This is a genomic window from Micromonospora lupini str. Lupac 08, from assembly GCF_000297395.2.
GTDB classification, from domain to species: domain Bacteria; phylum Actinomycetota; class Actinomycetes; order Mycobacteriales; family Micromonosporaceae; genus Micromonospora; species Micromonospora lupini.
In genome coordinates this window covers 1427280-1450564 of the sequence record NZ_HF570108.1, presented here as the reverse complement: position 1 = coordinate 1450564, position 23285 = coordinate 1427280, and the positions used below count along the sequence as shown (strand labels likewise).

Sequence of the window (23285 nt, the reverse complement as noted above, 5' to 3'; positions counted from 1 at the left end):
GTGACCGCCGCCCTCGCCTCCGCCGTGCTCGACGTGGCCGCCTGGCGGGAGCGCCGCCGGGCCCACGAGGAGCGGGTGGACGTCTGGCTGACGCCGCACCTGGCCCGACGACGCCGGGGCGAGCGGCACCCGGTGGCCGACTTCCTGTTCACCTACTACTCGCACCGGCCGGCGCAGCTACGCCGCTGGCACCCGGGCGCGGGGGTCGAGCTGCGCGACGCGGATCCGGCCGAGTTCGGCCGGGACTACCGCGCCACGACCGCCGGGGTCACCCTCGACACCGAGGCGGTACGCGAGCGACGCGCGGAGTCGATCGCGTGGATCCGCTCGCTGTTGGCGGCCACGGCGGGGCGGCCGGCGCACTTCGGCTGCTTCGGGATGCACGAGTGGGCGATGGTGTACCGGCAGACCCGCGAGGAGTTGCGGCACAACGCCTGGCCGCTGCGGCTGGACCCGGAGCGGACCGCCGCCGTCGTCGAGGAGCGCGGTGTGCGGTGCAGCCACTTCGACGCGTTCCGGTTCTTCACGCCGCCGGCCCGTCCGCTGAACCTGCTCACGCCGACGCGGGAGACGCAGCACGCGAACGAGCAGCCGGGCTGCCTGCACGCCAACATGGATCTCTACAAGTGGGCGTACAAGGTGTCGCCGCTGGTGCCGTCCGAGCTGGTCGCGGACTGTTTCGAGCTGGCCCGGGACATCCGCACGCTGGACATGCGGGCCAGCCCGTACGACCTGGCGGCGCTCGGTCACCCGCCGGTGCGTGTGGAGACCGCGGAGGGTCGGGCGGAGTACGCCGTGGCGCAACGGGGTTTCGCCGACCGCGCGGACGTGCTCCGCGACCGGCTGCTGGCCGCCGTCCCGGCCTGACCGCAAGCGACCCGGAGCGACCCGAAGCGACCCGGTTTCAGCCGGTGGGGCGGGCACGCAGGCCGTCGAGGAGCAGCGCGACCACCGCCGCCAGGTCGTCGTCGAGGCCGGGCTCGCTCCACTCCGTCCGGTGCGACGGGTGGTGGAACCGCGCGGTGGCCTGCAACAACGCACGGCCGGCCACCGCCGGGTCGGGCACTGTGAACTCACCGGCGGCCACCCCGTCCGCGACGATCAGGCTGAGCTGACCGGCGAGGACCTCCAGGTGGTTGGCGACCGCCCCCTCGGAGAGCGTGGCGAGCTGGTGGAAGTTGTCGAACAGCTCCGGGTCCTCCCGGGCCATCCGCCGCTTGGTGCCGCTCAACTCGGCAAGCCACCGGCGCAACCGCTGCGGGGCCGGGTCGGGGCCGGTGGCGACGTCGATGAGCGGGGTGGAGACCCGGGCCAGCCAGCGTTCGGCGACCGCCTCGCGCAGCGCGGCCTTGCTGGCGAAGTGCCGGTAGACGCTGCCGTGGCTGACGCCCAACGCGCGGGCGACGTCCAGCACGGTGGCCTTCGCCGGGCCGTACCGACGCAGCACCTCCTCGGCGGAGTCGAGGATGCGGTCGGCGGTCAGGGCGGTGGCGTCGCTCATCGTCCCAGCCTTCCTGACCGCGCCGCCGGTCGTGGCGCGACCCCCGGTCGACTGTCGCGCCACGACCGGTTCGTCATGACCGCTCGCTGTCCAGGAACGCCATCTGCGCCTCGTCGTACCGGCTGCCGGCCGCCGCGTCGGCCGGGACCGCGGCCTCGATGGCGGCCAGGTCCGTCGCGGTGAGCGTGACGTCGGCGGCGCCGAGGGCCTCGGTGAGCCGGTCCCGGCGCCGGGCGCCGATCAGGGGTACGACGGTCTCGCCCCGGGCGAGCACCCAGGCGATGGCGATCTGCGCCACGGTGACGCCCCGCGCCTCGGCGATGGCGCGCAGCGCGTCGACCAGGGCGAGGTTGCGGTCCAGGTTCGCGCCGGCGAAACGCGGCAGGTGGCTGCGGAAGTCGGTGCCGGTGGTCTCCCGCCCGGCCGTCCAGTGGCCGCTGATCAGCCCTCGGGACAGCACCCCGTACGCGGTGATCCCGACGCCCAGCTCACGGGCCGTCGGCAGGATCTCGGCCTCGGGGGCGCGGGAGATCAGCGAGTACTCGATCTGGAGGTCGCTGATGGGGTGCACGGCGTGCGCCCGGCGCAGCGTCTCGGCGCTCACCTCGGAGAGGCCGATGTGCCGGACGTGGCCCGCCTTGACCAGCTCGGCCAGGGTGCCCACGACCTCCTCCACCGGCACGTCCGGCGCGAGTCGGGCGGGGCGGTAGACGTCGACGTGGTCGGTGCCGAGCCGGCGCAGCGTGTACGCCAGGAAGTTCTTGATCGCGACGGGTCGGACGTCGTTGCCGTTCCAACCGCCGTCGACGTCGCGCAGCGCGCCGAACTTCACGCTGATCACGGCTTTGTCCCGGTTGCGGCCGCGCAGCGCGTCGCGCAGCAGCATCTCGTTGTGGCCCATGCCGTAGAAGTCGCCCGTGTCGAGCAGGGTGATGCCGGCGTCCAGCGCGGCGTGGATGGTGGCGATGCTCTCGGCCTCGTCGGCCGGGCCGTAGAGGTCGGACATGCCCATCAGGCCGAGCCCGAGGGCGGAGACGGTGGGGCCGAAGGTGCCGAGGGTGCGGGTTTCCATGGGGTCTTCCTCTCCTGGGTGACATGCCGACCATACACACTTCGGATGACAGATTCCAGATTCTGTCACTCGACAGTCGCAGAGGTCACTGACACGGCTCGGGAAGAGGACTACTCGCCGTCGACGCGGCGGTCGCGTTTGCGCTGCGACTGGCGCTTCTTCTCGGCCAGCCGGCGCTCCTTGGCGCCCCGGGACGGCCTGGTCGCCCGCCGTGGGGGCGGAGGCGGCGCGGCCGCCTCACGCAACAGCGCGACCATCCGCTCCCGGGCCGCCTCCCGGTTGGCGAGCTGCGCCCGGTGCTCGCTGGCCGCGATGGTCAGCACACCGTCCACCAGGCGGTTGGCGAGGCGTGCCAGCGCCCGCGCCCGCAGCCACTCGGGCACGGCCGGGGAGTTGGCGAGGTCGTAGCTCAGCTCGACCCGGGAGTCGGCGGTGTTCACGCCCTGCCCACCGGGGCCGGACGAGCGGGAGAAGCGCTCCCGCAGCTCCCCGGCGGGGACGACCCACCGATCGGTCACCCGCAGTCCGTCGTCCACGCCCCGAGGCTAGCCCGCGGCGGCCCGTCCCGGGTCACCGGCGCGGAGGCTCACTCTCGGTCACCGACGGGGTGGGCGTCGGCCCGGCGGTCTCGTCGTCCGACCCCACCGCGGCGTACGCCACGGCGCCGAACAGCAGCAACCCGATCACCGCGGCCTTCACCGCCACGCCGCGGATCAGCAACCACGCGCCGCGGCGAGCGCCGGGCACCGAGCTCTTCGCGGTCTGGTAGTCGGTCCACCCGCGTCGCGCCCGGGCGTACGCCGACCCCACCGCACATCCGATGACCAGGCCCACCAGCAGGAGGACCGTGAGAAGAGGACGCTCCACCTCCGCCAGTATTCATACCGAGCGTAATATTTCCATGGTCCGATGGCGTCTGGCCGGATATCCGACAGTGCGAGCGGCCCGAGGGGCCGTCCGGGCAGCTCAGCCGCCCTTCCCGATGATGGTGTCGGCGGTCTGCTGCACCTGGTCGATGGGAATGGCGAAGCCGATGCCGATCGACCCGTTGCCGTCGATGGTGGCGATCGCGGTGTTCACCCCGACCACCTCACCTCGGGCGTTGACGAGCGGCCCGCCCGAGTTGCCGGGATTGATCGACGCGTCGGTCTGCACCGCGCGGTGCCGGTTGTTGCCCAGCCGCACCTGGCGGTCCAGCGCGCTGACGATGCCCGCGGTGACCGTTCCGGACAGCCCCAGCGGTGAGCCCACCGCCAGCACCGGTTCACCGACCCGGGTGGCGCCCGGTTTGGCCAGCGGCAACGGGGCGAGGCCGGCCGACGGTGGCACCTTCAGCACCGCCAGGTCGTTGCGCGGCTCCCTGCCGACCACCTCGGCCTCGTACCGGCGGCCGTCGGGCAGCTCCACCGTGACCGGCCCACCGCCGCCCTTGGCCAGGATGTGGTCGTTGGTGACCAGGTGCTGCTGGTCGTCGATGGCGAACCCGGAGCCGGTCGCGGACGCGCCGTTCGCGCCGCCGGCGAGCACCGACACCACACCGGGCACGGTCCGCTCGGCGGCGGTGACCAGCTCCGCCGGCACCGGCGCGGCGGACGCCGCGGACGGCCCGGCCGTGCCGTCCCGGCTGGCCACCAGGCCGCCGGCCAGGGCGCCCGAGACGGCCGAGACCGCGACGACAGCCAACGCGGCGAGCAGCCGGCCGGGGCGGCGCCCGCCGGGGTCCCGCCCCGAGCCGGGCGCGTCCCACCACCCGCGCCCGTCCGGGTCGAGTTCCGGCGAGATGAACCAGGGACCGCGCGGTTCGCCCAGTCCGGTCTGCACTGCCATGCGTACTCCTCACAGTCGACGTCGGCGCGGTGGATCAGGGCAGTCGGGAGAACCAGCGCATCGAGCCGGCGGCGGCGCCCATCGCGAACACCAGTCCGAGGCCGATGAACCGGGCCGACACGTCCTGGCGTTCGGTGCGGTAGCCGACCGAGCTTCCGATGTCGTCGTAGACGGCGCGTAACTCGTCGGTGGTGCTGGCCTCGTGGAACATTCCGCCGGTCTCGTCCGCGACGGCCCTGAGGGTCTGCCCGTCGACCGGCACCTGGATCGGCCGTCCGCCCCGGTCCACGAATCCCGACGGCGTGCCGAACGAGATCGCGTGCACCGGCACCTTCGCCGCGACCGCCTCCGCCGCCGCCTCCATCGGGTCCATCCCCGACGTGTTGGCCCCGTCGGAGAGCAGGATGATCCGGGCCGGTGGTGGCTCCTTGGCGGCCTCGCTGTCCAGGCTCTTGACCGCGCCGAGCGAGGTGTTGATGGCCTCACCGATCGCGGTGCCCTGCACCCCGGTCACGCCTTCGGCGAGGCGACCGATGCCCTCGTCCAGGGCGTCCCGGTCGGTGCCGGGCGGCACCAGGACGGCGGCGCTGCCGGCGAACGCGACGAGCCCCACATTGAACTCGTCCGGTAGGCCCTCGACGAACCGTCGGGCCGCCTGCTTGGCCGCCGCCAGCCGGTCGGGGTCCACATCGGTGGCGAGCATGGAGGTCGACACGTCGACGGCCACCATCACCGTCGCGCGTTCCCGGGGGACCCGGACCTCGGCGGTCGGCCGGGCGAATCCGACCACGAGCAGCGCCAGCATGGCCAGGAACAGCCCGGCCGGTACGTGCCGACGCCAGGCCGGACGAACGGGCGCCACCCGGTCCAGCAGCCGCAGGTTGGTGAAGCGGACGGCGTAGCGGCTGCGTCTGCGCTGCGCCACCAGGTACGCGCCGACAAGCGCGAGCACGCCGATCAGCAGCCAGAGCCGCAACGGGGACTCCCAGGTCACGCGGCACCTCCCCGGGCGGCTCCGGCCGGCGCGGCGGCCATCCTTCGCTGGGCGTGCACGTGTCGGACGATGTCGGCGCTGAAGTCCCGGTCGGTGCGCAGCGCCAGGTGCGTCGCCGCGCTCCGGCGCAACGCCTGACGGACCTGCTCACGCTGGGCGGCGGCGGCCGCGGCGTAGCGCTCCCGCAGGCGTCGGTCCGATGTGCACACCTCACGGCGGCGACCGGTCTCCGGGTCGACGAGCGTGATCAGGCCGACGTCGGGCAGTTCCAGCTCACGCGGGTCGGTCACCTCGATCGCCAGCACCTGGTGGCGGGCGGACAGCCGGCGCAGGGTCCGCTCCCAGGGCGCCTGCTCGTCGGGGTCGTCGGGCAGGCCGTCGAGGAAGTCGGAGACCACCACGACCAGCCCGCGCTGGTTGGCGACCCGGTGCACCGCGTCGAGCCCGTCGGCCAACTCCGCCGCCGCGACCGGCCGCGGGGTCGCCGGCCGCGACCGGGACCTGTCGTCGGGCTCGGTCGCGCGCGGGGCGGTCAGCAGCGCGCGGAGCAGACCGAGCAGATGGGTACGCCCGCTGCGGGCGGGAAAGCGCCGTACTCCGTCGGCGCGCAGAACCTGGGCGCCCAACCGGTTGCCGATGCCTGCGGTCAGGAAGCCCACCGCCGCCACCGCGGCCACCGCCAACTCCCGCTTGTCCAGCTCGGCGGTGCCGAACTCCATGCTGGCGCTGGCGTCGACGAGCAACCAGGTGGTCAGTTCCCGGTCGGCGTCGACCTGTCGGACGTGCGGCACGGCGGTCCGGGCGGTCACCGCCCAGTCCATCCGGCGGACCTCGTCCTCCCCCGGCCGGTACTCGCGGCTGCCGGCGGGCTCGCTGCCCGGCCCGGGCAGCAGGCCACGGTACTGGCCGTGCAGCAGACCGTTGAGTCTGCGGGTGACGGTCAGTTCGAGTCGGCGCAGTCGCTGGTCGGGGGTCAGCTCGGCCAGGCCCGGGTCGGGCGACGTGGTCACCGACGTGTGGCCGGCGCGTCTCACGCCGCCGCCAGGTCGGGGGCGTGCTGGGGGTACCCGGTGGCCACCCGGGGCGGCGGTACCGCCTCCACGAGCCGCCGGACCAGGCTCTCGGCCGAGACCCCGTCGGCCACGGCGTCGAAGGAGAGCACCAGCCGGTGGGAGAGGACATCCACCGCCAACTCCCGGACGTCCTCGGGCAGCACGTACTCCCGTCCCCGCAGCAGCGCCTGCGCGCGGGCGGCCGCGACCAGGCCGAGGGTCGCCCGCGGGCTGGCGCCGTACGCCAGCAGAGGCGCGATCTCGGCCAGCCCGAACCGGGCCGGGTCGCGGGTGGCGAGGATGAGCCGGACCACGTACTCGGCCAGGGCGTGGTGGACGAAGATCCGCTCGGCGTGCACCTGCAGGTGGCGCAGCCGTTGCGGGTCGAGCACCTGGCGCGCGCTGGGCCGGTCGGTGCTCATCCGGTAGAGGATGGCCAGTTCGTCGGCGTCGCTGGGATAGTCGACGACCACCTTCATGAGGAACCGGTCGCGCTGCGCCTCGGGGAGCTGGTAGACCCCCTCGGACTCGATCGGGTTCTGGGTGGCAAGCACCAGGAAGGGCGTCGGCACCGGCCAGCTGCGTCCGCCAATGGAGACCTGCCGTTCGGCCATCGCCTCCAGCAGCGCCGACTGGACCTTGGCCGGCGCCCGGTTGATCTCGTCGGCGAGCACCAGGTTGGCCATGATCGGGCCCAGCTCGATGTCGAAGGTCTCCTTGGAGGCCCGGTAGATCCGGGTGCCGACGATGTCGGAGGGGACCAGGTCCGGGGTGAACTGGATCCGGGAGAAGGTGCCGCCGACCACTGTGGCGAGGGTCTGCGCCGCCAGGGTCTTGGCCACGCCGGGCACGCCCTCCAACAGGCAGTGCCCGTTGGCGATGAGTGCGGTGAGCAGACGTTCGACGAGCCGATCCTGCCCGACGATCACGCGTTTGACCTCGAAGAGGGTCTGTTCCAGCTCGACGCCGCTCGGCTCGGGATCGACCGAGGTGGGCAGGCTGGCCAGGGTGTCCGAGATGTCCGTCACGGTGCTTGCTTCCCGGGGCGGGCCCCCGGCAAACGTCGGATTGTGAGCGCCGGACGGGCCCGTTGTGGCCGAATCGGGATGAGCCGCCCGGACGGGGAACGAGCGTGACGAGGCCGGCCAGGCGAGCACGTCCGACCCGAGACGGTACGAGTGGCACCGACCGCTCGCTGGCAGCTCAGCAGGTCTGGGCTCGGGCGATTCGAAGACGACGCGGCCCCCGCGCACGAGGCGCGGGGGCCGTGCCGGTCGGTTCGGTCAGGGGGTGTGGGTGAGCAGGGTGAACCCTCGGTCGACCGGCGTTCCGGCCGAGTTGCGGGTCTGGATGAAGACCGCGTTGGGCGTGCTCAGCCGCGGGGCGACCGAGATCTCGCCGGCAGGTGGGATGCAGCAGGAGTCGGACCGGGAGATGGTGGCCAGGAAGGCGCCGGCGGAGACGGTGTAGCCGAACTGCACCTCGTACTCTCCGGGGCCGTACTTGAGCACCGTGCCCGTGCCGCGGGCCTTGGTGCCGTTGGAGTTGACGACGGTGAAGGCGGTCGTGGCCACCAGCGTGGTGGCGGCGCCCGACTTCAGCGCGGCCTTCGCCATGCGGGCCGACTCGGCCGTGACCGGCGGCTGGGTGTCCGTGCCGCGCGCCGTCGGCTGGTTGGCCGCCTGCGGCGCCTTCGCCGACGGCTGGGCGATGGCGATCCCCCCACCGGCCAGGGTGAGCGCCAGGACAGCGAACGTGACCGCTGTCGCCTTACGTCGGAAGGATGTACTCATGACAGGTCCCCCTTGTGTGACCGTGCGAATTCGGCCGACCCGCGGGGCGGGACGGATGACTGCCAATAATGGGATCGACGACGACACGAGAACCGGTTGAAGCTCGCTCCCCCACTGTCGGGAAAGTCGATTTCTCGTTGATCTGCATCCGGCCTGAGCTGCTGTTACTACTCAGTGTTGCGTCGTTTTAACACGTGGAACGTAGCACCGCAAAAAGCCGCAGGTCAATAGTTGATCTCGCATTATCGGCCTGTCGTCCAGCCGTCAGATAATTGTGAAAGATGAGCGCCTCACCATTCATGAAAAAAGGCGACGCCGGTTCCGGCTAGGCTGACGCCATGATCGTCGACGCCCCGCCCGCACCGACCCGCCGCAGGGTGCCGATCGGCACGGCGCTCTGCTGGGTTGCCGTCGGGCCGACCGCCGCCTGGGCCACCGTGCGGCTGGCCGGTCTGGACCGGGGGCCGCTGGTGCAGGCGCTCGCCTTCACGCCGTACGTCGCCGGATGGAGCGTGCTGGCCCTCGCCCTCACGCTCGCCCTGCGGCGCTGGTGGCCGGCGGCGGTCGCGGCGCTGGTCGCGGTGGCGCTACTCGCCGTGGTGGCGCCCCGGGCGCTGGCCTCGCCACAGCCGCCGGCTACCGGCCCGACGATCCGGCTGCTCACGGCCAACCTGCTCGCCGGGGCCGCCGACACGGGGGCGCTCGTCGAGCTGGTCCGGCAGCACCGGGTCGACGTGCTCACCGTGCAGGAGTTCACGCCGGACGCGCAGGCCAGCCTGGACCGACTCGGCCTCGACCGGCTGCTGCCCTACCGGCAGCTCAACGCGCACGTGGGCACCCCCGGTTCCGCGCTCTACTCACGGTGGCCGATCAGCGATGCCGGCATCCGCAACAACCGCGGTGGCTGGGGGTTCACCCAGGCGTACGGCACGCTCGCCGTGCCCGGCGGGCCCCCGGTCCGGGTCGAGTCGGCCCACCCCGCGGCGCCGTCCGCGCTGGACCAGGTCGGCGCCTGGCGTGCCGACCTGGTCGCCCAGCCACCGGCCACCCCCGGCGGTGGCCTGCGGATCCTCGCCGGGGACTTCAACTCCACCCTGGACCACGGGCCGCTGCGGGCGCTGCTGCGCACCGGCTACGTCGACGCCGCCGATGCCACCGGCACGGGGCTGACCGGCACGTGGGGCCCGTACGACGGCGACCTCATCCCCCCGGTCACGATCGACCACGTGCTCGTCGACCGACGCATCGCGGCCGACGGGGTGACGGTGTTCGACCTGGCCGGCAGCGACCACCGCCCCGTCCTGGCCACCCTCCGCCTCCCCGCGGCCTGACCCCGCCGCCCGACCACCTCGTGATCCCGCACGTGCTGTCCCGGCATCCGGCGCACCAGCCGCAGATCGCCCAGGTCAGGGGGTCGCGGCGGTGGCGGGGGCCAGGCCGTAGGTGAGGGCGTCGACCAGGGCGTGCCAGCTGGCCTCGACGACGTTGGGGTGCACGCCCACGGTCGTCCAGTCGCGGCCGGTGTCGTCGGAGGTCTCCAGCAGGACCCGGGTGACCGCGCCGGTGCCGTGGCTGCCCTCCAGGATGCGCACCTTGTAGTCGGCCAGCTCGAACTCGCGCAGCCGCGGATAGTGCCGCGCCAGCCCCACCCGCAGCGCCTCGTCGAGCGCGTTGACCGGCCCGTTGCCCTCCGCGGTGGCGATCACCCGCTCGCCGCGTACCCGGATCTTCACAGTGGCCTCGGAGACGACCGAGCCGTCCTCCCGGTGCTCGACCTGCACCCGGTACGACTCCAGGGTGAAGGGTCGGGCCGGGCCACCCTCGGGCAGTTCGGAGCGGACCAGCAGCTCGAAGGAGGCGTCCGCGGCCTCGAAGGACCAGCCGTCGGCCTCCAGCTCCTTGACCCGATTGGTGACCCGGGTCAGCGCCTCCGGACGGTCGGCCAGGTCCAGGCCGAGTTCACGGCTCTTGAGCTCGACGCTGGCCCGGCCGGCCATCTCGGTGATCAGGATCCGCATGTCGTTGCCCACCACCGACGGGTCCACGTGGTTGTAGAGCAACGGGTCGACCTTGATCGCGCTCGCGTGCAGCCCGGCCTTGTGGGCGAAGGCGGCGGCCCCGGCGTACGCCTGGTGGGTGTCGGGGGCGATGTTGGCGATCTCGGCGATGGCGTGCGAGACCCGCACCATCTGCGCCAGGCAGCCCTCCGGTAGGACGGGCATGCCGAGCTTGAGCTGGAGGTTGGCGACGACCGCGAAGATGTCCGCGTTGCCGGGGCGTTCGCCGTACCCGTTGGCGGTGCCCTGCACGTGGCGGACGCCCGCCTCGACGGCGGCGATCGTGTTGGCCACCGCGCACGCGGTGTCGTTCTGGGCGTGGATGCCGAACAGCGCGGGGTCGACGCCGAGCCGGTTGGTCAGGTCGACGATCGCGGCGGTCACCTGCGACGGCAGCATGCCGCCGTTGGTGTCGCAGAGGACCATCCGCTCGGCGCCCGCGGCGAGCGCGGTCTGCACCACTGCCGCGCCGTACGCCGGGTCGTGGCGGTAGCCGTCGAAGAAGTGCTCGCCGTCGACGAACACCCGGCGTCCCTCGGAGACCAGGTGGCTGACGGTGTCGTGGATCATCGCCAGGTTCTCCGCGCCGGTGGTGCGCAACGCGCGCTCGACGTGGCGGATGTCGGCCTTGGCGACAAGCGCGACGGCAGGGGTCTGCGCGTCCAGCAGGGCGCGCACCTGGGGGTCGTCGGTGACCGCGACGCCGGCCTTGCGGGTGGCGCCGAACGCGACGAGCACCGCGTGCCGCAGGGTCAGTTCGGTGCGCGCCCGGCGGAAGAACTCGGTGTCCTTGGGCACCGCGCCCGGCCAACCGCCCTCGATGAAGCCGACACCGAACTCGTCGAGCAGCCGGGCCACCGCCAGCTTGTCGACCACCGAGTAGGTGAGCCCCTCGCGCTGGGCGCCGTCGCGCAGTGTCGTGTCGAAGACCTGGAACGTCATCAGGATCCTTTCTCGGAGCAACAAAAAGACCTCCCGCGGATGCGGGAGGTCTGCGCGCTCGGCGGAGGGAGAGCCGGCGCGCTAGGTCGCAATAATCAGGGTGGTGCTGGTCACGGCGTTTACTCTGCCACCGCTCCCCTGGTTTTGGGAGGAACTACCCACATCCCGGGATGGTGACGGAACGTGGCCGTCGCCGCCGGCCGTGCCGTTCGTGATCGACTTCACCGGGCGTCCGGCCACTGACCGGCGCAAACGCGCGTACGGGAGCATCTGGCCCTCGTGCCGCTCTGAAGGAGGACACCGTGGGTCTGGACACGATCAAGGCGGCCCTGCCCGGGTACGCCAGGGACATCACGCTCAACCTGGACTCCACCCTCGGCACGTCGACGCTGACCCCGACCCAGGCGTGGGGCACGGCGCTGGCCTGCGCGGTCGCCGCCCGCAACCCGCTGGTGCTGCGCGAGATCGCCGCCGAGGCGGTCGGGCACCTCGGGCCCGAGGGCGTCGAGGCGGCCAAGGGCGCCGCGGCCGTCATGGCGATGAACAACATCTACTACCGGGCCAAGCACCTGATCGGCGACGAGCAGTACGCCTCGATGCCGGCCCGGCTGCGGATGCAGTTCATCGCCCGGCCGGGTGTCGACAAGGGCGACTTCAAGCTGTGGTGCCTCGCCGTCTCCGCGGTCACCGGCTGCGGGATCTGCCTGGAGACGCACGAGAAGGCGTTGCGCGGCAGGGGCTTCACCCGGGAGCAGGTGCACGAGGCCCTGCGCATCTCCGCCGTGGTGCACGCCGCGGCGGTCACCCTGGACGCCGAGGCGGCGCTGGCCTGAGCCAGGTACGCCCCGACGGGCCCGACGCCGTGCCACGGCGTCGGGCCCGTCGCCGTTTCCGGCCCCCGACCTCCGGGTAGCTCCTGCGGGGACGCACCGAGCGACGCCGAGACGATCGGCGACAGTCAGGAGTGAACGGCATGGACAGGATCGACCCGCACGCCGCCCACGCCGGGCCCGACCCGCTGCACGGCGGTGACCAGGGCGTCGTCGCGGGCGGCGCACCGACCGGCACCTTCGACCCGTGGCGCTACCGGGACGCGGCCGGAGTCGCCGACGCCGACCTGGTCGGCTACAAGGTCGAGGCCACCGACGGCGGAGTCGGCAAGATCGACGACGCCAGCCACGAGGTCGGCGGCAGCTACCTGGTCGTCGACACCGGGCCGTGGATCTTCGGCAAGAAGGTGATGCTGCCCGCCGGCACCGTCAACCAGGTCGACCACGACCAGCGCACCGTCTCCGTGGACCGCACCCGGGACCAGATCAAGGCCGCCCCGGAGTACGACGAGACCAGCCACAGCGACCCGGCGTACCGGGACCAGCTGGGCGGCTACTACGACGAGACGTACGGCGCGCTCCCGCCCGGGACGGCGCGGTAACCGATCGCACACCGACGGCCGGTGGGGCGACGCCTCACCGGCCGTTACGGTGTCAACGTGGACGCCATCGACGAGAACCGACACATCCCGCTGCCCGCGACCTTCAACTTCCGCGACGTCGGTGGCTATCTCGGCCACGACGGCCGCACCGTGCGCCGCGGCCGACTCTTCCGCTCCGACTCCCTGCACCGCCTCGACGAGCAGGACCGGGACGCGTTCGCCGCGATCGGCATCCGCACCGTCATCGACCTGCGCCGGCCCAGCGAGGTCGAGCGCGACGGACGGGTGCCGGCGTACCAGGGGCTGACCTACCGGCACATCCACCCGGAGCACGAGGACTGGGCGGGTACGCCGCACGAGAAGGGCAGCGACCTGGCCCGCTACCTCGCCGACCGGTACGCCGACCTGGCCCAGACCGGCACCGCCGGGCTGGCCGAGGCGATCGGGCTGATCGCGGACTCCGCGAACGCCCCGGTCGTGGTGCACTGCGTGGCCGGCAAGGACCGCACCGGCATCGTCTGCGCCCTCACCCTCGCCGTCCTGGGCGTCGACGACGCCGACATCACCGCCGACTACGCGTTGAGCACCGAGGCGTCGGCCAAGTTCAGCGCCTGGCTGGCCACCACCATGCCGGACGCGGCGGAGGTGCCCGCGCCGTTCCTGGCGTCACCCGTCGAGGCCATGCAGATCTTCCTCGACGAGCTGCGCGCGGGGCACGGCTCGATCGAGGCGTACCTGCGCAACGCCGGGGTGACCGACGAGCAGCTCGCGGCCCTGCGCGACCACCTGCTCGACGAGGTCTAGCGTGCCGCGCTGACCGGCCCGTCGGGACGGGCCGGTCAGCGCCGGACGTCAGAGGACCTGGCGCACCCAACCGTGCGGGTCGGCGGCCTTGCCGCGCTGGATGTCGACAAGTTGCTGGCGCAGCGACATGGTGACCCGGCCGGGCTCGCCGCCACCGATCAGGAACTCGCCGTCGGGGAAGCGCACCCCACCGATCGGGGTGATCACCGCGGCGGTGCCGCAGGCGAAGACCTCGCGCAACCGGCCGCTGGCCGCGTCGGCCTGCCAGTCGGCGAACGAGACCGGCCGCTCCTCGACCCGCTGCCCGGCCTTGCCGGCCAGCGTGATGATCGCGTCCCGGGTGATGCCCGGCAGGATCGTGCCGGTCAGCGGCGGGGTGACCACCGAGTCGTCGTCGTAGACGAAGAAGACGTTCATGCCGCCCAGCTCGTCGACGAAACGGCGCTCCACCGCGTCGAGGAAGACCACCTGGTCGCAGCCGGCGTCGATGGCCTCCGCCTGGGCCGCAAGCGACGTCGCGTAGTTGCCGCCGCACTTGGCCGCGCCGGTGCCACCGGGCGCCGCCCGGGTGTAGTCCGGAGAGACCCAGACCGTGACCGGCTTGACCCCGCCGCTGAAGTACGCCCCGACCGGCGAGGCGATCACCATGTAGAGGTATTCGCTGGCCGGGCGGACGCCGAGGAAGACCTCGCTGGCGAACATGAACGGCCGCAGGTAGAGGCTGCCGTCCTCGCCCTCCGGGATCCACTCCCGGTCGATCTCGATCAGCTTGTGCAGCGAGTCGACGAACACCTCGGGGGGCAGCGCCGGCATCGCCATCCGCCGCGCCGAGTCGACGAACCGGGCCGCGTTGGCGTCCGGCCGGAACATCGTCACACCGCCGTCGGCGGTCCGGTACGCCTTCAACCCCTCGAAGATCTCCTGCGCGTAGTGCAGCACCGCGCTGGCCGGGTCCATCGGGATGGGCGCACGCGCCTCCACCCGGGCGTCGTACCAGCCCTTGCCGTCGGCGTACCGGACGGTGACCATGTGGTCGGTGAAGACGCGACCGAAACCCGGGTTGGCCAGCAGGGCGGCCCGGTCGGCGGCGGATACCGGCGCGGGATTCGGACGGATCTCGAAGTCGAGCTTGTCACCACCGCTCATCGCGCTGACCTCCCTGGGGGACAACGGCGTGCGGGATCGCACACCGACGTGGTTGTGCCAGAAACTTACCCCGAACGGTCGTTCAGAAGGTAGCGCCGCTCGGGACCGGGTGGACTGCCCGGACAGGCGGATGCCGCTCCGGCCCCTGGAGGGTCGGAGCGGTCAGGCTACGGAGTGGGCGGCGAGCCGGTCGCCGACCTCGGCGGTCCGCAGCGTCGCGCCGGGGGTACGGCCGGCCAGCTCGGCGGCGACAGCCGCGTTGACCCGGGCCGCCGCGTCGGCGTGCCCGAGCTGCTCCAGCAGCAGCGCGACGGAGAGCACCGCGGCCACCGGGTCGGCGACGCCCTGCCCGGCGATGTCCGGCGCCGAGCCGTGCACCGGCTCGAACATCGAGGGGTACGCGCCCTCGGGGTTGATGCACCCGCTGGCGGCCAGCCCGATCCCGCCGGTGACCGCGGCGGCGATGTCGGTGAGGATGTCGCCGAACAGGTTGTCGGTGACCACCACGTCGTAGCGCTGCGGCTGCGTCACCAGGAACATCGCGGCCGCGTCGACGTGCTGGTATTCCGTCGTGACGTCCGGGTGCTCGGCGGCGACCGCCGCGAAGGCGCGCGCCCACAGCGACCCGGCGTGGGTCAGCACGTTTGTCTTGTGTACCAGGGTGACCTTGCGCCGCTCCCGGCGGTCGGCGCGGGCGAACGCGTCGCGGATGACCCGCTCCACGCCGTGGCGGGTGTTGAGGCTCTCCTCGGTGGCGACCTCGGCGGGGGTGTCCCGGTGCAGGGAGCCGCCGGCGCCGGCGTAGAGACCCTCGGTGCCCTCGCGCACCACCACCAGGTCGACCTCGCCGGGCTTCACGTTGCCCAGCGGACCGGCGACGCCGGGCCAGAGCCGCGACGGGCGCAGGTTGACGTACTGGTCGAAGGCGAACCGGAGCTTGAGCAGCAGGCCGCGCTCCAGGACACCCGGCGGCACCGTGGGGTCGCCCACCGCGCCGAGCAGGATCGCGTCGTGCCCGGCCAGCTCGGTCAGCACCGAGTCGGGCAGCACCTCGCCGGTACGATGCCAGCGGGCGGCGCCGAGGTCGTACTCGGTGGCCTGCACACCGGGCAGCACCGCGTCGAGGACCTTGCGAGCCTGCGCGACCACCTCGGGCCCGATGCCGTCCCCGGCCACCACCGCGATCCGCGCCACGCTCGCACTCCCCACGCTCGACTGCCCCGTCCCGCCCACGGTACGTCGGTGTCCCGCAACCCGGTACGATGCTTCCAGTATTTGGGACAGGCGAATCCACAGCACCCTCTCAGCTGGGATTCATGGGGCGATCATCTGCGCTGCCTACGGTGGGGGCAGCGGGTCAGGGGGCCCGCGAACGGTGGTCGTGAGGACGCGACGTCAACTGCGAGGGGGCAGGTGCCATGCGCATCGACGAGCAGCCGCGGACCCGCTGGCCCGACCCTTCGGCGTTCCGGAACCGTCGGCCCGACCTGCGACTCGGCAGCCGACGGCATCGGATCGACCCGACCGCCGCCACCGACGGCCGGATCGCCGTGCAGCACACCGTACGCACCGCGACCGCCGAGTACACCCTGCTGCTCAACGCCCCGGAGTGGCTCGGCCGTCGGGGCGTCGGCGAGGCCCTGCGGGACAGCGTCGCGGAGCTGCGCGCCGTCGACCTGACCTACGGCCCGAACCGCCCGGAGAGCCTGGTCTCCATGCTGCGACGGGGAGAGATCAGCCCGGAGTCGTACCCTCCGCTGGCCGACCTGGTGGACCGCTGCACGGCCATGCGCGCCGCCACCGACGGCTGGTTCGACGCCTGGGCGGTGCCCGGCGGCTTCGACCCGGGCGGCCTGCTGAACGGCTGGGCCGTGGAACGTGCCGCCGCCCGGCTGCGCGCCGCGGGCATCCACGACTACGCCGTACTCGCCGGCGCCGACCTGGTGGTCCGCGGCCGGGCGCCGCACGGCGGGCCGTGGCGGGTGGCGGTGCACCACCCGACGGCACCCGAGCGCGCGCCGCTGGTGCTGGAGATGACCGCCGGGGCCGTCGGCACCTCGGGGGTGACCGGGCGTCAGGGGCACGTGGTCGACCCGCACACCGGCGAGCCCGCCAACCAGCTCGTCGCTGCGACAGTCGTCGGCCCGGACCTGACTGTCGCCGACGCGTACGCCACCGCGCTCTACGCCGCAGGGCCCACCGGCCTGGCCTGGTTCCGTGGCGGCTCCGACTATCGCGCGCTCTTCGCCCACCGGCGCTGAACCCGTCGCGCGAGCCCCGGCTCCGCACGGGACTCTTCGGTCCGATTCGCACCTCGGCCGCCCGGCCGGTCGGCCGGTCGGACCGCTGCGATCGGCCCCCACGGCCTCGGCAACGGCCGTGGGGGCCGATCAGCGACGAGTGCGCGTGGCTCGCACAATCGAGGGGTGCGGACCGGTCGGGCCGGACGTCGGCCGCGCCACCCGAAGACGGGCCGGCGCCGCGACCTGCGGCCAGTAACCGCAGTCGTACGCTAGCGAATCGACGCAACTCGACGCAAGAGTCTCCACAGCGGACTCTTTGCCGGGGAGAGCGTCGGGCCGGCGATTGGCCTGCGGCGAGGCAGTTTCGACACGGTGAACGACGGATGGCACGCTGTCCGCCGTGAGTTTCGATCTGAGTGTGTGGGCCCTGGAGGACGGGGCGACGCCCGAGGACGTGCGGGCAGCGGTCGACGGTTGCCGGCAGGGGCGGCACGTGGACCGTTACCCGGACCCGCGCGTTGTCAGCTTCTACCGGGCGATCACCGCGTCCTATCCGGACCGACGCCCCGGCCCGGACAGCCCGTGGGCCGTGGCGCCGCTGCACGCCGCCCACGACCACGTCGAGCTGAACCTGCACCCGACCTGCGCGGACCAGGTGCTGCTGGACATCGAGCGACTGGCCGGGGAGCACGGGCTGATGCTCTTCGACCCGCAGGACGGCTCGGTCTACCCGCCCCCGGCCCGACTGCCCCACTGACCCGAGGCGGGGTGGGCCGGCATCCCCGCAACCCGGGCGCCGGGCATCCCGCCTGGAGTGGTACGACAGAGGGGCCCGGCGTGTCGCCGGGCCCCCCGTGGTGTTGCCTTCCGCGCCGCTACGGCCGGCGGCGTCGCGGCTGCCTACTCGTCGCGCAGGTCCGCCGCGCTGGCGGCCGTCGCGCCGATCGAGTCGGCCGCCGAGGTGAGCAGATCGGCGCCGAGCGCCTGGTCGACGGTGAGCGTCATCAGGGTCTCGCCGCCGGCCTCACGCCGGGCCACCTGCATCGCGGCGATGTTGATGCCCGACTCGCCGAGCAGCGTGCCGACGGTGCCGACGACGCCCGGCCGGTCGGCGTAGCGCAGGAAGAGCAGGATGCCCTCCGCGGCGATCTCCACGTCGAAACCGTCCACCTCGGTCAGGCGGGGCACGTCGCGGGCGCCCGAGTGGGTGACCGTCCCGGAGACGCTCACCGTCCGGCCGTCCGGCAGAGCGCCGCGCACCGTGACCAGGGTGGGCTGGTCGGCCGTCTCGGCCTGGCTGTCCAGCGTGACCTCGACGCCGCGCTCGGCGGCCAGATGCGGGGCGTTGACGTAGGTGACCTGCTCCTCGACGACCGAGCTGAACAGGCCCTTCGTCGCGGCGAGCTTGAGCACCGACACGTCGTGGCCCACGATTTCGCCACGCACCTCGACGGCGACGCTGGCGGCGACCCCACCGGCGACGGCGGTGAACGCCCGGCCCAGCTTCTCGGCCAGCGGAAGCAGCGGCCGGACGTCCTCGGCGACCACGCCGCCGGCCTGCACGTTCACCGCGTCCGGGACGAACTCGCCCTGGAGCGCCAGCTTCACGCTCTTGGCGACGGCCAGGCCGGCCTTGTCCTGCGCCTCGTGGGTGGAGGCGCCCAGGTGCGGGGTGGCCACCACGTTGTCGAAGGCGAACAGCGGCGAGGAGGTGCAGGGCTCCTTGGAGTAGACGTCGACGCCTGCGCCGGCGACCCGGCCCTCGGCGATGGCGTTCGCGAGCGCCTGCTCGTCCACCAGGCCACCGCGGGCGGCGTTCACGATGCGGACGCCGGGCTTGACGATCGCCAGCTCCTTCTCACCGATCAGGCCCACCGTCTCCGGGGTCTTGGGCAGGTGGATGGAGATGAAGTCGCTCTCGCGCAGCAGCTCCTCCAGCCCCACCAGGCGTACGCCGAGCTGCGCGGCACGCGCCGGCTGGATGTACGGGTCGTACGCGATGAGCCGGGTGCCGAACGCGGCGATGCGTTGCGCGAAGAGCACACCGATGCGGCCGAGCCCGACCACGCCGACGGTCTTGCCCTGCACCTCGACGCCCGTGTACTTGGACCGCTTCCACTCCCCCGCCTTGAGGGCGGCGCTGGCGCTCGCGGTGTTGCGGGCCACGGCGAGCAGCAGTGCGACGGCCTGCTCGGCGGCGGACACGATGTTCGACGTGGGTGCGTTGACGACCATCACGCCCCGCGCGGTGGCCGCCGGCACCTCGACGTTGTCGAGTCCGACGCCCGCGCGGGCGACCACCTTGAGTCGCGGCGCGGCGGCGATCGCCTCGGCGTCGATCTGGGTCGCGCTGCGGACGATGACGGCGTCGGCCTCGGAGAGCGCCGAGAGCAGGGCCGGACGGTCGGTGCCGTCGACGTGCCGGACGTCGAAGTCGTGAGCGAGTACCTCGATGGCGGCGGGGGCGAGTTCTTCGGCGATCAGTACGACAGGATTCATCGGTCCTCGTAGAGGTCGTGTTTGCGATCGGCCCGGGCGGCGGGGCGCCGCACTGCGCCCCGCGCTGATCCGTGCCGTGGCCGTCAGGTGCCGGCTCAGCGCACCTACAGGCGATCGTAGGGGCCGCGCTGGCCGGCGTGTTCCGGTCTCCGGGGTGAGGGCCCTCACACGCCCGGTCGAGCGACGGACATCAGCCGTTCACCGCGCCGAAACGGTCTCGGCCCCGCGAACTCCCCCGAGGCGTTCGTCACTCGCTCCCAGTACGTGGGCCGGGCGCATCGATGTCACAGACGCCGGACGGCCCCGGGCGCGGCGCTGGGGTGAGCGCCGGCTCGGGGCCGTCGGTGGACCGTCTCGGGTGGGACGGTCAGGCGGTCTCGGTGATCGGGCGGTCGACCCAGCTCATCATGCCGCGCAGCTTCTTGCCGGTCTCCTCGATCGGGTGCGCCGCACCCTCGGCCTGCCACTTCTTGAAGTTCGGCCGGCCCGCCTCGTCCTCGGCGACCCACTCGCGGGCGAACTCGCCGGACTGGATCTCGCCCAGGATCTTGCGCATCTCGTCCTTGACCCGGGAGTCGATGATGCGCGGGCCACGGGACAGGTCGCCGTACTCGGCGGTGTCGGAGATGCTGTACCGCATCTTCGCGATGCCACCCTCGTACATGAGGTCGACGATGAGCTTCAGCTCGTGCAGGCACTCGAAGTAGGCCACCTCGGGGGCGTAACCCGCCTCGGTGAGCACCTCGAAGCCGGTCTGCACCAGGGCCGCCGCGCCGCCGCAGAGCACCGCCTGCTCGCCGAAGAGGTCGGTCTCGGTCTCCTCGGTGAAGGTGGTCCGGATCGCGCCGGCCCGGGTGCCGCCGATTCCCTTGGCGTACGCGAGGGCCAGCGCGAGCGCGTTGCCGCTGGCGTCCTGCTCGACGGCGACCAGGCAGGGCACGCCCTTGCCGTCGGAGTACTGGCGGCGGACCAGGTGGCCCGGGCCCTTCGGCGCGACCATCGCCACGTCCACCTCGGCCGGGGGCTTGATGAGCCCGTACCGGATGTTGAAGCCGTGGCCGAAGAAGATCGCCTTGCCCGGGGCGAGGTTCGGGGCGATCGACTCGGTGTACAGGCTGCGCTGGGCGGTGTCCGGCGCGAGCACCATGATCACGTCAGCCTCGGCCGCGGCCTGCGCCGGCGTGAGAACCCGCAGGCCCTGCTCCTCGGCCTTGGGACGGCTCTTCGAGCCCTCCGGCAGGCCGATCACCACGTCGACGCCGGAGTCGCGCAGCGACAGCGCGTGGGCGTGGCCCTGGCTGCCGTAGCCGATCACCGCCACCTTCTTGGCCTGGATCAGGCCGAGGTCGGCATCGTCGTCGTAGTACACCTCAACGCTCATGAGACTTCCCTTTCGTACGACGGCCTGAGTGGCCCGTCGTGGTCTGTGCGGATGGGTCAGGCGGCCCGCAGCGCGGGACCGGCGGTGATCGAACGCGAGCCGCGCCCGATCGCCACCAACCCGGACTGGACCATTTCCTTGATGCCGAAGGGCTCGAGGTCGCGCAGCAGCGCGTCGAGCTTGTCCGGTGTGCCGGTGGCCTCGATGGTCAGCGTGTCCGGCGCGACGTCGACCACCCGGGCGCGGAACAGGTTGACGGTCTCCAGCACCTGGGACCGGGCGGCCCGGTCGGCGCGGACCTTCACCAGCAGCAACTCCCGGGCGACCGAGACCTGCGGGTCCAGCTCAACGATCTTGAGCACGTTGACCAGCTTGTTGAGCTGCTTGGTGACCTGCTCCAGCGGGGAGGACTCCGCGTTGACCACGATGGTGATGCGGGAGACGTCCGGATTCTCGGTCTCACCCACGGCGAGGCTGTCGATGTTGAACCCGCGCCGGGAGAACAGGCCGGAGACGCGGGCGAGCACGCCGGGCTTGTTCTCCACGAGCACGGACAGCGTGTGCATGGTCACTGCGTCTCCTTTGTCATGCCCTCATGACGCTCGCTGCGCTCGGAAAGTTCGGTCATGACTAGATGTCGTCCTCGTCGAAGACCGGGCGGACGCCACGGGCGAACATGATCTCGTCGTTGCTGGTGCCGGCGGGGACCATCGGCCAGACCATGGCGTCCTTGCCGACCACGAAGTCGATCACCACGGGGGCGTCGTTGATCTCCATGGCGGCGGCGATGGTCTTGTCCACGTCGTCGGCGGTCTCGCAGCGCAGCCCGACGCATCCCAGCGCCTCGGCGAGCTTGACGAAGTCCGGGATGCGGTGCTTGTGGGTGCCCAGCTCGGTGTTGGAGTAGCGCTCGTTGTAGAACAGCGTCTGCCACTGCCGGACCATGCCGAGGTTGCCGTTGTTGATCACGGCGATCTTGACCGGGATGCCCTCCAGCGCGCAGGTCGCCAACTCCTGGTTGGTCATCTGGAAGCAGCCGTCGCCGTCGATCGCCCACACCACCGCGTCCGGCTTGCCGACCTTCGCGCCCATCGCCGCCGGCACGGCGTAGCCCATCGTGCCGAGACCGCCGGAGTTCAACCAGGTGTACGGCTTCTCGTAGGAGATGAACTGCGACGCCCACATCTGGTGCTGCCCCACCCCGGCCACGTAGATCGCGTCCGAGCCGACGATCTCACCCAGCCGCTTGATCACGTAGTGCGGGGAGAGGGTGCCGTCGGACGGCTCCTCGTAGCCCAGCGGGTAACGGGTACGCAGGTCGTCGAGCTGGGTCCACCAGTCGCCCAGGTCGGTGCCGCGCCCCGTCGACCGCTCGACGCCCACCGCGGCGATCAGCTCGTCGATGACGTGCCGGGCGTCACCGACGATCGGGACGTCCGCGTGCCGGTTCTTGCCGATCTCGGCGGGGTCGATGTCGGCGTGGACGACCGCCGCGTCCGGGGCGAAGGAGTCGAGCTTGCCGGTGACCCGGTCGTCGAACCGCGCGCCCAACGCCACGATCAGATCGGACTTCTGCAGGGCGTAGTTGGCCGCGACGGTGCCGTGCATGCCGGGCATCCCCAGGTGCTGCCGGTGCGAGTCGGGGAACGCCCCGAGCGCCATCAGCGTGGTGACCACCGGGATGCCGGTCAGCTCGGCGAGCCGGCGCAGCGAGTCGGTGGCGCCGGCCTTGAGCACCCCGCCACCCACGTAGAGCACCGGACGGCGGGCGCCGGCCATCAGCCGGGCCGCCTCGCGGATCTGCTTGCCGTGCGGGTGCAGGGTGGGCCGGTAGCCCGGCAGCTCCAGCGTGGGCGGCCAGGCGAAGGTGGTCGGCGCCTGGAGCACGTCCTTGGGGATGTCGACGAGCACCGGGCCGGGCCGGCCGGTGCTGGCCAGGTGGAACGCCTCGGCCAGCACCTGCGGGATCTCCTCGGGGGTCTGCACGAGGAAGTTGTGCTTGGTGATCGGCAGCGTGATGCCCTGGATGTCCGCCTCCTGGAAGGCGTCGGTGCCGATCGACGGGCGGGCCACCTGACCGGTGATCGCCACCATCGCCACCGAGTCCATGTACGCGTCGGCGATCGGCGTGACCAGGTTCGTCGCACCCGGGCCGGAGGTCGCGATGCAGACGCCGACCTTGCCGGTGGCCTGCGCGTAACCGGTCGCCGCGTGTCCGGCGCCCTGCTCGTGGCGGACCAGGATGTGCCGGACGGTGGAGTCGTAGAGCGGGTCGTACGCCGGCAGGATCGCGCCGCCCGGGATGCCGAAGACGACGTCGACGCCGAGCGCCTCCAGGGACCGCACCAGCGAACCGGCGCCGGAGACCTGGGCCGGAGCGGCTGTCCGTACGGCCGGGGCAGCCGGGGTGGCCGCGGCGCGCGTGGCGGCGGCGGGGTCGACGGTGCCGGCCGGGTCGGCGGTCGCGCGGGCCCGCCGGGCGGTGTGGGCGAGGGTCTCGGGCGTGGGTCTCGTCATGGCGGTTCTGGCCTTCGGCTGGAGT

At 72.6% G+C, this 23285-nt stretch carries 23 protein-coding genes; 7 read left to right on the top strand and 16 right to left on the bottom strand.

The features are described 5' to 3' along the window. Entirely contained in the window at positions 1-867 is an 867-nt protein-coding gene (locus MILUP08_RS07890) for a hypothetical protein (protein WP_007456398.1), read from the top strand. Between the two features lie 37 nt (positions 868-904). On the opposite strand, the gene MILUP08_RS07885 is transcribed toward MILUP08_RS07890, so the two are convergent. From MILUP08_RS07885 to MILUP08_RS07845, 9 genes are all read right to left on the bottom strand, one after another. Then, positions 905-1501, bottom strand: coding sequence for a TetR/AcrR family transcriptional regulator (locus tag MILUP08_RS07885; protein WP_007456397.1), 597 nt, complete (start codon positions 1499-1501; stop codon positions 905-907). Positions 1502-1574: 73 nt separating this feature from the next. Next, on the bottom strand, positions 1575-2573 hold the full coding sequence (locus tag MILUP08_RS07880) for an aldo/keto reductase (protein ID WP_007456395.1): 999 nt from the start codon (positions 2571-2573) through the stop codon (positions 1575-1577). Positions 2574-2683: 110 nt separating this feature from the next. Further along, positions 2684-3109 (bottom strand): alternative ribosome rescue aminoacyl-tRNA hydrolase ArfB, encoded by a 426-nt coding sequence (gene arfB / locus MILUP08_RS07875; RefSeq protein ID WP_007456393.1) that lies wholly within the window; start codon positions 3107-3109, stop codon positions 2684-2686. Positions 3110-3143: 34 nt separating this feature from the next. Beyond that, positions 3144-3440: a hypothetical protein gene (locus MILUP08_RS07870; RefSeq protein WP_007456392.1), complete on the bottom strand. Its 297-nt coding sequence runs from the start codon at positions 3438-3440 to the stop codon at positions 3144-3146. Between the two features lie 99 nt (positions 3441-3539). Beyond that, entirely contained in the window at positions 3540-4400 is an 861-nt protein-coding gene (locus MILUP08_RS07865; RefSeq protein WP_007456390.1) for a S1C family serine protease, read from the bottom strand. Positions 4401-4434: 34 nt separating this feature from the next. Continuing rightward, positions 4435-5394 carry a VWA domain-containing protein gene (locus MILUP08_RS07860; RefSeq protein ID WP_007456389.1) on the bottom strand — a complete coding sequence of 320 codons (960 nt, stop codon included), beginning with the start codon at positions 5392-5394 and terminating at the stop codon, positions 4435-4437. Beyond that, the gene (locus tag MILUP08_RS07855) at positions 5391-6428 is read right to left on the bottom strand and encodes a DUF58 domain-containing protein (RefSeq protein ID WP_007456388.1); all 1038 of its coding nucleotides are present in this window, start codon (positions 6426-6428) and stop codon (positions 5391-5393) included. Before MILUP08_RS07855 ends, MILUP08_RS07860 begins: the two co-directional genes overlap by 4 nt. Further along, a complete protein-coding gene (locus MILUP08_RS07850) occupies positions 6425-7474 on the bottom strand; it encodes an AAA family ATPase (RefSeq protein ID WP_007456387.1) in 1050 nt (349 codons plus the stop codon). Before MILUP08_RS07850 ends, MILUP08_RS07855 begins: the two co-directional genes overlap by 4 nt. A 255-nt stretch (positions 7475-7729) precedes the next feature. Beyond that, positions 7730-8239 carry a hypothetical protein gene (locus tag MILUP08_RS07845; RefSeq protein WP_007456386.1) on the bottom strand — a complete coding sequence of 170 codons (510 nt, stop codon included), beginning with the start codon at positions 8237-8239 and terminating at the stop codon, positions 7730-7732. A gap of 338 nt (positions 8240-8577) precedes the next feature. On the opposite strand from MILUP08_RS07845, the gene MILUP08_RS07840 reads away from it, so the two are divergent. Beyond that, complete coding sequence (locus MILUP08_RS07840) at positions 8578-9570, top strand: endonuclease/exonuclease/phosphatase family protein (RefSeq protein WP_007456385.1); 993 nt, start codon at positions 8578-8580, stop codon at positions 9568-9570. Between the two features lie 75 nt (positions 9571-9645). Here the strand turns inward: MILUP08_RS07840 and cimA are convergent, their stop codons facing one another. Continuing rightward, positions 9646-11238, bottom strand: coding sequence for a citramalate synthase (cimA, locus tag MILUP08_RS07835; RefSeq protein WP_007456384.1), 1593 nt, complete (start codon positions 11236-11238; stop codon positions 9646-9648). A gap of 302 nt (positions 11239-11540) precedes the next feature. Here cimA and ahpD point away from each other — a divergent pair, with 302 nt between their 5' ends. The 3 genes from ahpD to MILUP08_RS07820 all read left to right on the top strand — a co-directional run bounded on the left by ahpD (position 11541) and on the right by MILUP08_RS07820 (position 13474). Then, complete coding sequence (gene ahpD / locus MILUP08_RS07830) at positions 11541-12071, top strand: alkylhydroperoxidase, AhpD family (RefSeq protein ID WP_007456382.1); 531 nt, start codon at positions 11541-11543, stop codon at positions 12069-12071. A 140-nt stretch (positions 12072-12211) separates the two neighbouring features. After that, complete coding sequence (locus MILUP08_RS07825) at positions 12212-12670, top strand: PRC-barrel domain-containing protein (RefSeq protein WP_007456380.1); 459 nt, start codon at positions 12212-12214, stop codon at positions 12668-12670. A gap of 57 nt (positions 12671-12727) precedes the next feature. Then, positions 12728-13474, top strand: coding sequence for a tyrosine-protein phosphatase (locus tag MILUP08_RS07820; protein ID WP_051065902.1), 747 nt, complete (start codon positions 12728-12730; stop codon positions 13472-13474). A 48-nt stretch (positions 13475-13522) separates the two neighbouring features. On the opposite strand, the gene MILUP08_RS07815 is transcribed toward MILUP08_RS07820, so the two are convergent. Next, positions 13523-14620 carry a branched-chain amino acid aminotransferase gene (locus MILUP08_RS07815; RefSeq protein WP_007456376.1) on the bottom strand — a complete coding sequence of 366 codons (1098 nt, stop codon included), beginning with the start codon at positions 14618-14620 and terminating at the stop codon, positions 13523-13525. A 162-nt stretch (positions 14621-14782) separates the two neighbouring features. Further along, positions 14783-15814, bottom strand: a complete 1032-nt coding sequence (locus MILUP08_RS07810; RefSeq protein WP_007456374.1) for a 3-isopropylmalate dehydrogenase — start codon at positions 15812-15814, stop codon at positions 14783-14785. Between the two features lie 224 nt (positions 15815-16038). Here MILUP08_RS07810 and MILUP08_RS07805 point away from each other — a divergent pair, with 224 nt between their 5' ends. Next, positions 16039-16881, top strand: coding sequence for an FAD:protein FMN transferase (locus MILUP08_RS07805; protein WP_007456372.1), 843 nt, complete (start codon positions 16039-16041; stop codon positions 16879-16881). A 382-nt stretch (positions 16882-17263) separates the two neighbouring features. Beyond that, entirely contained in the window at positions 17264-17620 is a 357-nt protein-coding gene (locus MILUP08_RS07800; RefSeq protein ID WP_007456370.1) for a hypothetical protein, read from the top strand. A gap of 143 nt (positions 17621-17763) precedes the next feature. Here the strand turns inward: MILUP08_RS07800 and serA are convergent, their stop codons facing one another. The 4 genes from serA to MILUP08_RS07780 form a co-directional block, all read right to left on the bottom strand. Further along, positions 17764-19362: a phosphoglycerate dehydrogenase gene (gene serA / locus MILUP08_RS07795; RefSeq protein ID WP_007456368.1), complete on the bottom strand. Its 1599-nt coding sequence runs from the start codon at positions 19360-19362 to the stop codon at positions 17764-17766. A 367-nt stretch (positions 19363-19729) separates the two neighbouring features. After that, positions 19730-20743, bottom strand: a complete 1014-nt coding sequence (gene ilvC, locus MILUP08_RS07790) for a ketol-acid reductoisomerase (protein WP_007456366.1) — start codon at positions 20741-20743, stop codon at positions 19730-19732. Positions 20744-20799: 56 nt separating this feature from the next. Next, entirely contained in the window at positions 20800-21315 is a 516-nt protein-coding gene (gene ilvN, locus MILUP08_RS07785) for an acetolactate synthase small subunit (protein ID WP_007456364.1), read from the bottom strand. Positions 21316-21373: 58 nt separating this feature from the next. Continuing rightward, positions 21374-23260: an acetolactate synthase large subunit gene (locus MILUP08_RS07780; protein ID WP_039905585.1), complete on the bottom strand. Its 1887-nt coding sequence runs from the start codon at positions 23258-23260 to the stop codon at positions 21374-21376. Positions 23261-23285 lie beyond the last annotated feature (25 nt).